Here is a 13,173-nt window from a genome sequence, read left to right on the forward strand (position 1 = left end):
TTAACACACGTGTTTAATTGCTTTAACTAAATATGCTAGATAAGGATCTCCCTCAATCATATCCTTTGATATGACTTTATCTTGCTCCAGAAGCTCAGCGAGCTCACTAGCGAGTTCCACTTTTTTGATAGGCGATTCTCCTGCTTGTTTTCTAAGCTTCTTTATAAATTTTTGTTGGAATTCATCCTTATAATTACCTTCAGCCTCTATCTTAAACTCGTCGGTTCCCGAGTGTACTCTAGCAAGAGCTTGCTTAAAAAGTTCTGACAAACAAGACTTGTACAGACACCATTCTAAGGTCCATTCTGGTGCTAAAAATAATTTTACATCCGTATCCTTTAAATCTCTTCTCAATCTACTTAAGTTGCAAATCCGTGTTCTGAATGACTTACCTCCTCTTATAAGCTTTTGAAATATTCCATTCTCGTCAGGTCTATTATCCAAATCAGTGACTATTGAAATCGGTACGTTCATTCTCAAACCATCTGCCCTGAGAAATATTTTTGCAAAGTGCAAATATGCGGTAGAAGCAACATTGATGATAGATACTTCACTTTTAGTGAGATCTAAACCCAACTTCTTAGCTATAACCGGAAGTAAAATTTCCTCTGACCAACCTTCAACTATTATATTTCCATTAGAGAAAAACAGATTACTTTTGGTTACATCTAAGAAGCGCTCTAGATACTTATAACTATCTTTTTTCAACTTTGTCTTACCCTCAGATAAAGGAAAAACTCCACTGTCTTTACATATGATAATATCTTTTAGATCCGCTTGCGAAGTAATATTAGGACTGTGGGTCGTAAGAATAAACTGAACTTCAGACTCCAGTTTTAATCTATTAATAATCTTTAGTTGAGCTTGCGGATGTAGGTGTGCTTCGAGCTCTTCTATCATACACATTTTTAAGCCTGTCCAATCTGGTTTTCGTAAGTGTAATAACTCAGCAGCCATAAACAACCTATTCATTGTGCCCAATCCTAAATTTCTTTCATCAACAATGCCCAGTGACATTTTCTCTAATATATTATTAATTCCTGTTGAGCCAAGGTCAAAGGCTGATTCTACACTATCATTAATAAATGATGATACGAACCCGTCGACTACATTTTTAATATTTTTACTATATCCTGATTCTTCATCACTAAATTTCAGTCTTATATCGGAACTGGTCTTTTCAAATAGTTCTTCAAATTCATGAAGTCCATTGTCTTGTTTCTTACGAAATTCCTGATGTTCCTTAAGAATTTGCGATAATCTTGAGTTTTTCTTTGCTGCCAGTTCACTATCTGCATCCCTTAAAGCTTTAAGGTAAGTACACTTTAAATAATCTTTTGCCTCGGCAGTCAACATATTACCGTACCCGTCCATCCCTGCCCTAACGTCTGTTGGTATTATCCTATCATCTCGTCTTTCCACCTGATAGATAAGATGCAGCTTAGGCCTTTTCTGCTTTTCAATTTTTCCGTCAACTTTGACCCCCTCCTCTTCTATTCCACACCATTCGGTAAAATTTGCCGCTTCATTATTCGTTATACCTGAAAATTCAATTTCTATTCTTAAAGTTTCTGCTATCACCTTATCTCGGGTAAAGAAATCACTTTCCTCTATTTTTATCCATTCATATGCATGAGTCTTCAGCACCAACTTAATAGCATCAATAATAGCGGTTTTTCCAGAGTCATTCTCTCCTATCAATATATTCATCCCTTTATTAAACGGTACAGTTAGATTTGGTTTTTGTAGATCAAAATCTAATGAACCATATTTTCTGAAATTCCAAAGTTTAAGGGTTGATATATACATTGGTTATTATTTCTTAGAGTTTACTTAATAGGTTGAAATTATATTAGCTTCATGATCGTAGTGTTCTTTTCTTAGAATCTTAAGCAATTCTTCTCCATTTATGCATGATTGACCAATTCGAACAGACACCATATTCCCCGCTTTTACTTTCTGTATCTGTGGGATTACATGAAAGAAGGGAAGATACGGCTACCAATAAAAGAATATATTGCATAATATTAAATTTAATACATATTCTTAATGCACAGTTACGGATTAACTCAGTAATCTTAATATTCTCATCTACCAGATGTTTCATCAATATTTGGTCCGTCGGTTGAATCGGATATGCACCAGACAACCGATGATTGGTTATCTTTCTATCGCTCACGCCTTAGTATGTTGTTTAATGTTTTCATTGGGTTAAATTGGATTACGGTTAATAATCTGTCTCTAAGATAATTAATGCACCTGATATTTCAAAGCCAGGTGAATGCATCTTTTTGTTTTTGTAGGGAATAAACTACATATAGCCGCCTTCGCGGAATGAAGCTTTTATTCGCTGCTATCGTATTGCACAGGAAACTCCTACGCTATTGTCTAGCTGATTTCTTCCTATATTCTTATCTCGGTCTACAGCCTTTGGATCTCCAAAAAGCTATCGTTGTAATGATTGTTTTTGCTTTCATAGTATATAGCATCTTGTGTTCGCTACCAAAGTTACTCTGCTAACGGATGTGGACAATACGGGAAACCGTAAAAGAGGTGGAATAGGTATATAAGGAAACGTAGTAAGCACAGGCGGAAACAGCGGCGGAAGTACCGCACCGACATCTACGGTAAATGGTGCAAAAATAATACACTGAGTTATTATAAATGGGTAGTATCTGGCGGTCGGCACTGCTCCTAGCATAAGTAAAAAGAGAGAACGGTTTTGAGGTTGTTAAGTTTTGTTAAACCGGCTATGGGTAATAAATTTGGCATTTTGTTTGCACAAATATTAGTATTCATAATTTAGGTTAATAATTGGTTAGTTAAAAATCCTGAAGCTCCCCGCTTCAGGATTTTTTTGTTGATAGCTGTTCGCAGCTGTTGCTTTTTAAACACCCTTTTGCTAACTTTAAAGCACAAACCTGAAAAGCCCGCCCATCGCAAATGTGCAAAACGTTATATGCCATTTTAGAAGAACGAATGTAAATACAAACAAAATTTAATGAAGATAATATCAGTAAGACAAAATCCAGAATACAAAGAAATAGCAATAAAATATTTTCAAAACAGTTGGTCTGAAATTTCACCTGTTATTTATGAAGATTGTATCTCAAATAGTATTAATGCTAAACAACCTTTACCGCAATGGTATATTCTAGAAAAAGACGGAGAAATAATTGGTTGTGCAGGATTAATAACAAACGACTTTATAAGTAGAATGGATTTATATCCTTGGATTTGCGCAATATATATTGAAGAAAAACATAGAGGAAGTGCTTACGGAGCATTACTCATAGAAAAAGCTAAAAAAGATACAAAAGCTTTCGGATTTGGTTATTTAAATTTATGTACTGACCATATAGGTTATTATGAAAAATATGGATTTGAATACATTGGACAAGGCTATCATCCCTGGGAAGAACAATCTAGAATTTATCAAATCGAAGTATAAAAACGGCATATAATAGGCGTTTGACAAAAAGCGGGGCTGAAGTGCTTCCCTATTCTGGCGCGAGCGTCTCGCTCTTATCTCTTACAACAAGGAAGTTCTGCCAATTTACTGTATGGTTTCCCGTGTCATAGCGGAAAAAGCAAGAAAGTCCCTGCCGAATAAAATCTCACAAACCTATAGTTGTAATTCACACAGGCTATTGCTTTTTAACAAAAATCGGGTATCTTAGAGGGTAGAGTTATTAACAATCGCAGAAGCCTACTACTGGAATTTAGGGTAGTGGACATGCTTCTCGATACTACAAATCACTTCAGGAAAGCAAAAAACTCTTACAGCAAATAATAAAAAAACGAACAACTAACATATTAACAGGACTGCTATTATTCAGACAGAGACGACGGTATAAAACTAATGACTAATCTTAACCATAAATATAGTAAAACATATTTGGAACAAGCCCACGACGCCTCTTCTTCACACCGCTCAACCGAATACACGCCAGTAGTTTAATCACAATTTCGTAAATTAGAAGTCTTAGAAAGTGCATGAATCAATATGGACCAAACAGAGCTAGACAAAATTCTCCATCAGGGAGAAGGAACCCGAATAGAATTTAAGGAAGCGCAAAATGGTGTTCCCACTTCTTTATATGACACTGTGTGTTCTTTCTTGAATCACGAAGGAGGTATAATTCTTTTAGGTATTGGGGATGATGCCACCGTACTCGGACTGAATGAACAAAACCTTAAGAACCTAAAACAAGATATTGTCACCGCGTTAAATAATCCAGATGTCCTCTCCCCTATATTTCCGTTACCGGTAGAAGAAGTAACGCATCTATCCGGGACGCTTCTGTATGTACGTGTACCATTAAGCTCGTTTGTCCATAAGCACAACAATATTATATATGACAGAGAGAACGATAGTGACTTCCGAGTAACCAATGAGGCTCGGATAGCTGATCTGTACGCCAGGAAAAGAAACATCTTTACGGAAAATCAGATTTTCCCTCACCTACAAATAGCGGATCTTAATCTTTCCCTATTTGATAAAGTACGTGCACGCCTTGCCTTGGTCAATGCCAATCATCCGTGGCTCGAAGCTTCCAATGAGCGGATACTGAGAGATGCACGGTTATTACGAAGAGACTTCGCAACAGGAGAAGAAGGACTAACGCTGGCAGCAGCACTTATATTTGGAACAGATGAAGTAATTGGTAACATACTGCCTGCTTATCGTGTCGATATTCTAGAGCGCCGGGCTAATATGGATCGATGGGACGACAGGCTATTGCTCAAAACCAACCTTATCGACTCCTATCTCCAAGCACTGGCCTTCATCAAATCGAAGTGGCCGGAAAAATTCTACCAAGACAATAGCGGGGAGCGAAAAGATCTACGGGAACTGATCTTTAGGGAACTGGTCGGAAATATCATCATTCATCGAGAATACAACAATGCGCTGCCGACCGAGGTGATTATCTATGAGGACCGTGTAGAAGCTATAAACCCGAACCGTCCACGGTTTAGAGGGCCACTAAACCTCGACACCTTCGAGGCCGAACCTAAGAACCCCAATATCCGTGCGTTCTTCAACGTTTTGACATGGGCGGATGAAATAGGTTCTGGCGTCAAAAACATGAATAAATTTGTGGTCGCCTACACCGGTGGAACGCATCCTATTTTTATAGAAGATGAATCTTTCCGCAGTATCATTCCGATGGTTGCCTATTTAGTAGGACAAAACTATCAGCTCTATCTCCATCTTACCGACCTCACGGAAGATCAGTTAGGACACGATCGCATCGAGCGGTTGAAAGGGCTATCCTTGGATTCGAGACTAAAAGACATGCAAGATTGGGATGAGTTGGCGATAGCTTTAAGGGGGAGTTGGCAAGAAAAAAGGGGGGAGTTAGAAAAACTTAGACTCTTAATTAACAACCACTTGACATTTACCGATCTTAAAAAAAGGGGGAGCTGGGAAGAAAAAAGGGGGGAGTTGCTACAAAAGAGAACTAGGGTGCTGCTAGCCGTTTTACTGTTGACTACACTACCAATCTCTATCGAAGAACTGGCCGACATATTGGGCTACAAAAAGAAAGAGTCCCTAAGGGAAGGATATCTTAATCCCCTCAGGAGCCATAGACTAATTGAATATACAATACCACAAGCCAACTCGCCTAACCAGAGGTATAGGATAACGCAACGAGGAATAAACTTTCTGATGGGTAGTGTGATTTAAAGTAAAAACTCGATATATCCAATATACCTAATAAGGAAGTGTATTTGTACCCTTAGAATCTATCCGAAGCTGCTGGAAATCCTCCACTGGTGCCGGAACCGACCGTAGGGAACTCTGCGGAGCAAATGTTTTCGGTGCCTCGATATTAGAGGTCACGCCGACATCTACGTAAGTGGTGCAAAAATAATACACTGAGTTATTGTAAATGGGTAGTATCTGGCGGTCGGCACTGCTCCTAGCATTGGTAAAAAGGGAGAACCGCCTTGAGGTTGTTAAGTTTTGTTAAACCAGCTATGGTTATAAATTTTGGCATTTTGTTTGAGTAAATATTAGTATTCATAATTTAGGTTAATAATTGGTTAGTTAAAAATCCTGAAGCTCCCCGCTTCAGGATTTTTTTGGAGACAACACCCTCCACCTTGAGAAGCAAACCTATTTCTTGTTTAGATAAATTTCAATCTTTGAATAAGATCTAAAAATATTTTCGAATCCAAATGTCAAGTTTTAAGCACCAAAAACTTGACATTGATAAATAATATGTATCTTTGCACAATGAGTCTATCGGCACAAATACGCAATATAATTAAACAGTTACCAAATGGAAAAACATTTGGATATGACGATTTGCGTATTCCTAAAGAGAGCTATACATCTGCGGCCAAAGCTTTGGAACGATTGCAAAAGGAAGACTTAATAAAAAAAGTTTCTAAAGGTGTGTTTTACAAGCCTGAAAAAACTGTTTTCGGTGCGTTAGAACCTGATTACAATGAACTACTACGCCCCTATCTGTTTGAAAATGGTAAACGGATAGCCTATGAAACCGGCACTACACTATATAATCGTTTAGGATTAACTACACAAATGGCTTTCCGTACCAAAATCGCCAGTCGGGGCAAGCGAATTAATATTGACAGAAAGGTCTTAAAAGCCGATGCTGTAAAAAGCTATGCCGAAGTAAATGACAGCAATTATGGTATTCTTGGTATACTGGATGCATTTAAAGATATCAAACGTATTCCTGATAGTTCCGTGGGACAAGCAATCGTTAGATTGAGCATTATTCTAAATGAGCTAAATCCAAAACAAATAGAATCATTGGTTAAGTATGCCCTTGTCTACCCGCCAAGAGTGCGCGCAATGGTAGGGGCTGTGTTACAAAACAACGGCTATCAAGGAAAAGGATTGGAAAGTCTAAAAGACAGCCTAAACCCACTTACTATCATACAATTAGACTTAAAAGACTCCGAGTTACCCACAAAAAACAACTGGTATATCGAATGAAGCTGCACGAAAATATAAAACTGTACAGGGACGCTATTCGATTTACAGCGCAACAGATGAATCTAAAACCCGAATATATAGAGAAAGACTATTGGGTTACGAACGCGTTGTCTATGATGATATCCTAAGCTTCAAAAACAACAACAAGTGGTTGTCTCATCATCCTACCGATGCAATAATCTTTAAAAACTTAGAAATCGTTTGGAAGGAACTTATTCCAACTTACTTAAGTGATTTTAGGCCATTAGTCTACGGGGAATTCCCAAATGAAGAAGATGTATTGAAAACCTTAAAAATGGTGCGACAACGGTTGAAATCCGTTTCTTGGTCGATTAAAAAGGCCTAAGCCGTACGGTTCGTCTTACACTTACACGAAGTTTATCTAAATCTATTTTTGCCTCAAGTTTTTAGACAAACTTAAAAACCTAACAAACAAGAAATTAACACGCTTCAGGATTTTTTGTTTGATAAGAATCTCAGCCTGTAGCGAAACCGTCGACAATTTTAACCAAACCGTAGATTCTATTTTGTATTGCTGTATATTCAATAGATTTTTAGGGAAAACTTCAAAAAATGAAAAAATCCACAGAACTTTATTTCCATTTAACCTTCTGGTCCATCCTAATTTTTTCCTTCTTCGTGCCAACATTTACTCTCAAACATTTGACAGTGCAGGAGTATGGTAAGTAAATATTGTTGTTATGATATTTATTCTATTTCAAATTCCGCGAAAATTTCATATTCCCTTTTTGATCTTGAATAGTCACGCAGATGATAGCGCTTCAATACCCGGTACTTTCCTGACCGGTAGTTGTGCCTGTCCGGAAACAGCGCCACCAGGAAATCCCGCGCCGTGAACGGAAGTATACCGTAACCCAGATCTTCAAATCCCACATTTTCCGGAGGGGAAACCTTGTTCCATTTTCCTTGATCCTGAAATTCCACGGTATAATGGAGGCCTGTTGTTAAAGTATCAGATGTGTAGTTATACATCCTAACACGTAATGTGTCTTTTATTTCAGATGCTATCATTGAAGCACCCAAAACTGAAAGGCTTACTCTGGCCTCGGTTGAGGAATCTGCCTTCAAATCAATCGACGGTAGCGAGATATCCTGAAATCTCTTTCCTGAGATGAACATTGGAAGGGGATTTATTTTACTGCTATCCTTTATATTACTTTCATCTGCCCTGGCAATCATCCCGGGGCTATCGTCCGCTGCCGTCTTTTTCACAGAGCTATCTGTCTGGATCAATGATATCGGTACGGACTTCTCGGATACTTTCCCGGTATCACTCCGCTGTTGGCAGCCATAAATAAGGATAATAAGCAGGCACAGGATCAATTTTGGTTGATTTTCCATGGAGTATGTGTTATGGCTTTGCCGTAGTTATAGTTGTTTTATTCTTTCCTTTTATGATAACCACCTTGTTCGACCAGTTCTTTTTATCGGTTTCTGAATAAACCAATTTTCCGTTGTATTTTAAAGATTCGATATGGGCCTAATATTTTCCCCCGATAACATCTTTGTTCGTTAACCACCATTTGATACCCACTTTGTCATGTTGATGTTCAGGAATAAGCAGGTTGAAACTACTGGAAAGTGAATTGTCAAATCCCCTAAAAAAATATGGATATAAGTTTCCCCTTGCTCATCTTCAATAAGGTTAACATCTTCTGGCGGCCTAATTCTCTATTTAATTACCAATGATATGAGTTTAAATGAAATTGAAAAACCTACAACTTTACCACAACGATCTCTGGGAAAGTTTTTCCTTCATATTCAAAAACGCTAAAAGGATGGTCTACAATTCTGATGTTTGTTATCGAATAGTAATAAGGAGACGAGCAAGGATCATTAGTTTTGTTTTCTTTCTTGATGCTGGTATACGCTATTACAATAGACCCAAAATCATCCATTTGGATTTTGTACGAATGCTCACCTTCTGTCTCGGGAATGCCAACAAGTTTTACAATGCCGTTATTAGGTGTGGGTCTCCCCCCAGGATTATAGATAAGCCCCGCACTTTTGTGGATTTCTCCCGTCACAGCATTAGTTACTTTAATACTCGACACATCTATGTCGTGAATTTTAAATAGGCTTTCCCCCGTTTCCTTATCAAGGAATATTACACCAATTTGGTTTGGCATTCCCTCGCTCAATAAGTTTGCGCAAGGGTCTTCCGTTCTTTGACAACTCATAAAACACACTGTCAAACAAATGAATAATCCATAGGTTGCGTATAGTCGTTTTTGCATGATTATTTTATTATTAATTATCGTTATGTAATGATGATTCCCGAAATCTAGCCAAGTCTTCTTCTGTTGCAGGGTATACGGCAGCTACTTCCAACTGATTGTCTTCGTACACCATAACCCTAACTGGAAGACGTTGTTTTATAGCTTTTTTAAACAACTTGATGTTATTCTCACTTTGTGTCAACCCCGCATCTACAAAATAAAACATCGCACTTGGGTAAAGCACCAAACGTATAGTGTCATTTCTTGTATCTCGAAGTTCGGGTATTCTTAATCCAATATCAATAGTACTCAGGTTTTTCACTCGTTTTTCTCCATTGACTTTTTCCTTTTTACATGATGCAAAAGAAAACATGCATGATAGCATTATGCAGTATTGAAATAATGAGTAGCGTAGTAGTTTCATACAATGATAATTTATACAATAAGCTCTTTTGGGTTATTTAATGGAATATGTTAATCGATACTCCTTGATAGCAAGCGTGTCTCGTTCTGTCATTGTTTTGATAAACAATTCGTTGAATTCGTTGGATACGGTGCCGAAAGAAAGCGCTGTGCGGTTACCGCTTTTATCATACCGGACCAATTTATAATAGAGCCGTGAAACTTCGAGCGTCCGCTCCCGGTTGTGCACGACTAACTGGATGTTATAACTGCCGTTTGGATTGAGGTTGATATCGTATTTGAATAGGTTGGATTTAACGATGGGATCGTCCTCCACCTGATTGGTTGCGGACGATTTCAGCACCGTTGCATCGCCGGTTTCGGTTACGTCGGTGATTTCACTGAAAGCGGAGTATTTTATGATATCCTTACCTTCAAATATAAAATAGGAATCAGCGAACCAATCAGGATCTTGCTCCGTAAACTTAGACCAGTAGGAAATATACCCGGTATTGGTTTTTTCGGAATAAAGGCGATCCAGAAAACCCATAACGGTTTTTTCGTGATGATCGGGATTCAGTTCCGTTCCACCTACAAAAAAACGCATCTCTGAGACCGGCACGATGGCATCAAAAGTCGTCTGATACGGATATTTTGAAACTTCTTCTTTTGTGCATGCGGAAAGAATGCTTAAGAGACTTAATAAAGGGAATAGCTTTTTCATTTTAATATTTAAGGATTGATCGTAAAATCAGCTTTTTCAAAAGCCTTATGTATGATGCTGTCCAATGCGTTTTTGATCCGTTCTTTGCCCTGTGGCTGGTTAATATCTAACCCGCAAAACGTGCTTCCATTAGATTCGGCGTGAAGCGATAGGTAATAAAGACCACCTATCTGCAAGGCCAGTATGGCTCTTATATCAACGCCGTCACTCACGAAATAAGGGTCAACGTGCCGGAGCAACTGTTCTCCCATTTCTTCCCGGATGTTTGACAGTTTTTTCAGTATTTCGTTTTTTTCGCCGATTTCCCAATGGATAATTTTCTGAAGGGCTTTATCCTTTAGCATCGCTTCAAATTGCCCCTGAAGCAGGGAGCTTACGTTGTCCGCATTGATTTCCTGCGGGTTTTGCGCTAGGTTTTCGATGGCGGTTTTCGCCTTGGCGTTCCAATAATCTTTCTGGCGGACGTAGGTCTCTATCAGATCGTCCAGACTGCCGAAATAGTTGTATACCAGCTTCCTGTCCAGACCTGCCTCTTTACAGATAGCTGCTACGTTCAATCCTGCGTAACCACTTTTCTGGATCACCTTTCCCACCGCTTCGATCAGCCTTTGCATTGAGCGTGCCTTCTCCCGTAGGGGACCCGATGAAACCTTTCGGGTTCTTTCTTTCGTTTCTATTACTGTCGATTTTTTCATGGATACGTTGAAATAGCAGGACAAATCTAAATATTTTATCCCATATGTGTGATAAAATATTGTTTTAGCAAATGATATTGGGTGTTTTTGCCAGATGAAAATGATTTTTTATCCTTTCTTGTCGCAATTTTCGTGCTTGTCCTGCCAACAGCAGAAAGCAACGGGCACCGTGTAACCCCGCGGCCCCCCAAAGGTACTGTACGTTGAGCGAGTCGGAGAGGTCGTCCCATCCGTAGCTCTCGCGGCGTTCTTCGTGGCGGTAGGTTCCGCCAACCAAAACACCCAGCTCATGCCTCCCGAACACAAAGGGCCATCTTTGAAGTAGAGGGTGAATGGGAAGAGAAGTTTCAATTGCGAGATTCCATTGCTAAGGATAAAGGCAGTGTGATCATGGAGATTTTCCGAAACGGGATGTTGGTAGAATCGCTTGATTATAGGGATCTCAACAAGGAAGTGCATTTGTACCCATACCATAGAATCTATCCGAAGCTGCTGGAAATCCTCCGCTCGCGCTGGAACCGACCGGAAGGAGCTCTGCGGAGCAAATGTTGCCGGTGCCTCGATATAGAAGTCACGCCGACATCTACAGTAAATGGTGCAAAAATAATACACTGAGTTATTGTAAATGGGTAGTATATGGCGGTCGGCACTGCTGGCAGCATAGGTGAAAAGGGAGAACCGTTTTGAGGTTGTTAAGTTTTGTTAAACCAGCTGTCAGATATAACATTGGTATTCTATTTGTCGTTATAGTAGTATCATAATTTAGGTTAATAATTGGTTAGTTAAAAATCCTGAAGCTCCCCGCTTCAGGATTTTTTGTTTGATAGTTGATGGAAGAATTGGAGTGGTAACGTCTTAGTAAAAGATTACATGATGTATTATATACTGGCACAAAAAAAGCGTCTTGGATTACCAAGACGCTCATTATATTTTTTATGAAATGTATGTTACAATGCCTTTACCTGATCCATGCTAAGGCCTAATGCCTTTGCAATATCAGCATCAGGTACTCCCAATTTCTTGAATTCTAAAGCTGAATCTAGTTTCTCTGCTAATTTCTCTGCTTCGGCTTTGGCACGTTCTACGGCTTTACCTTCGTTCTTAGCTTTTTCCAATAAATATTCCCGTGTTCCCATTGTAGTATTCCTCCCTAGTTTGGTTTCTACTTCTTTCTCAAAGTTAATAAACATTTCTGGTTTTTGAAAACTTACATAACGTGCCAGAAAGTCGTATATCCCCTGCCGCGTGTCCTTGCTCATCTCGCGCTTTATCATTTCTTCATAAAGATCGTGTTTGATCTCTTTCAGCTGCTCGTCTGTAACATTACGATGTAATATTGCCATTAACGCTGTGAGCACAACCACCGCAAAGGGATTACTGTCTGCACGGAGCACGGTCTCATCCTGATCTAGAATCTTGTAGCTATTGAACCTATAGGAAAGGCTTGTGCCCATAAATTCCTGAACGTAGATCGCAGGGCGGTAACTTTTATTGCCATCGGCTAGGATCGCTAACGCCGTAACCGGAACTTTGTATTTATCGGATATTTTGTAAAAATATTCAAACATGCGCTGGGCAAGGTCGCCGTTTCCCTTGCTCGATTGTACTTCTATATGACAGAGTACAAACTGCTCGCTCCCGTCGTGAAGATAAACTTTCACCAGCTTGTCAACATAGCGTACGCCTTTGTTATTGGGCTCCGGTGGAAAAAGGCTTTCAAATTCCTTATCGAGATATTCGCATTCTCGGTTCAGATCAAAGATATCATCCGCATCCGGAAAAAAGAAGCTGAGAAAATGAACAAAGGTCTGCTCTATAATGGATTTCCATAAGGGGTCGTCTATGCGTCTTGATGGTCGGCTCATAATGTTAGATTTATTAGTTTTTCACTATACGAATATAGAAAAAAAGATCTGCAAAGCTAATATTTTTAGCAAAAAAAAGAAACATAATTAAATACGATTCCTTCCTAAAAAAGGAGTAACTCATAGAGGTATTTATGATAACCGTAGATTCGAAAGGTATAGATTTGATATGTTCACCAAAACTGATAACTTTAATAAAACAGAAGCCTGAAAATCACGATAGATGATGCATAAGTTACATATCAATTTAGCCACCCTCTTTACACTTTGTGTA

The 13,173-nt window shown here is 38.9% G+C and carries 12 protein-coding genes; 4 read left to right on the forward strand and 8 right to left on the reverse strand.

Translation table 11 applies throughout. The annotated features are described in order from the left end of the window. Positions 1–1,809, reverse strand: a complete 1,809-nt coding sequence (locus C4F40_RS09585) for an ATP-dependent nuclease (RefSeq protein ID WP_196939100.1) — start codon at positions 1,807–1,809, stop codon at positions 1–3. A 1,192-nt stretch (positions 1,810–3,001) separates the two neighbouring features. Between C4F40_RS09585 and C4F40_RS09590 the strand changes: the two genes are divergently transcribed. From C4F40_RS09590 to C4F40_RS09605, 4 genes are all read left to right on the forward strand, one after another. Continuing rightward, positions 3,002–3,451, forward strand: coding sequence for a GNAT family N-acetyltransferase (locus C4F40_RS09590; protein ID WP_196939101.1), 450 nt, complete (start codon positions 3,002–3,004; stop codon positions 3,449–3,451). Between the two features lie 555 nt (positions 3,452–4,006). Continuing rightward, entirely contained in the window at positions 4,007–5,692 is a 1,686-nt protein-coding gene (locus tag C4F40_RS09595) for an RNA-binding domain-containing protein (protein WP_196939102.1), read from the forward strand. Between the two features lie 537 nt (positions 5,693–6,229). Beyond that, positions 6,230–6,973 (forward strand): DUF6088 family protein, encoded by a 744-nt coding sequence (locus tag C4F40_RS09600; RefSeq protein ID WP_196939103.1) that lies wholly within the window; start codon positions 6,230–6,232, stop codon positions 6,971–6,973. Between the two features lie 91 nt (positions 6,974–7,064). Next, positions 7,065–7,319, forward strand: coding sequence for a hypothetical protein (locus C4F40_RS09605; protein WP_196939104.1), 255 nt, complete (start codon positions 7,065–7,067; stop codon positions 7,317–7,319). A 362-nt stretch (positions 7,320–7,681) separates the two neighbouring features. Here C4F40_RS09605 and C4F40_RS09610 read toward each other — a convergent pair whose 3' ends face one another. The 7 genes from C4F40_RS09610 to C4F40_RS09640 form a co-directional block, all read right to left on the reverse strand. After that, positions 7,682–8,335, reverse strand: a complete 654-nt coding sequence (locus tag C4F40_RS09610; RefSeq protein WP_196939105.1) for an immunoglobulin-like domain-containing protein — start codon at positions 8,333–8,335, stop codon at positions 7,682–7,684. Positions 8,336–8,709: 374 nt separating this feature from the next. Continuing rightward, entirely contained in the window at positions 8,710–9,174 is a 465-nt protein-coding gene (locus C4F40_RS09615) for a hypothetical protein (protein WP_196939106.1), read from the reverse strand. A gap of 70 nt (positions 9,175–9,244) precedes the next feature. Further along, positions 9,245–9,637: a hypothetical protein gene (locus C4F40_RS09620; RefSeq protein WP_196939107.1), complete on the reverse strand. Its 393-nt coding sequence runs from the start codon at positions 9,635–9,637 to the stop codon at positions 9,245–9,247. A 33-nt stretch (positions 9,638–9,670) separates the two neighbouring features. Further along, positions 9,671–10,339 carry a hypothetical protein gene (locus tag C4F40_RS09625; RefSeq protein WP_196939108.1) on the reverse strand — a complete coding sequence of 223 codons (669 nt, stop codon included), beginning with the start codon at positions 10,337–10,339 and terminating at the stop codon, positions 9,671–9,673. Between the two features lie 8 nt (positions 10,340–10,347). Next, positions 10,348–11,034: a TetR/AcrR family transcriptional regulator gene (locus C4F40_RS09630; RefSeq protein WP_196939109.1), complete on the reverse strand. Its 687-nt coding sequence runs from the start codon at positions 11,032–11,034 to the stop codon at positions 10,348–10,350. A 108-nt stretch (positions 11,035–11,142) separates the two neighbouring features. Beyond that, positions 11,143–11,508 (reverse strand): hypothetical protein, encoded by a 366-nt coding sequence (locus tag C4F40_RS09635; protein WP_196939110.1) that lies wholly within the window; start codon positions 11,506–11,508, stop codon positions 11,143–11,145. Between the two features lie 473 nt (positions 11,509–11,981). Then, complete coding sequence (locus C4F40_RS09640) at positions 11,982–12,899, reverse strand: RpnC/YadD family protein (RefSeq protein ID WP_196939111.1); 918 nt, start codon at positions 12,897–12,899, stop codon at positions 11,982–11,984. Between the last annotated feature and the right edge of the window lie 274 nt (positions 12,900–13,173).

It is taken from the genome of Sphingobacterium pedocola (genome assembly GCF_015209965.1).
Classification (GTDB): domain Bacteria; phylum Bacteroidota; class Bacteroidia; order Sphingobacteriales; family Sphingobacteriaceae; genus Sphingobacterium; species Sphingobacterium pedocola.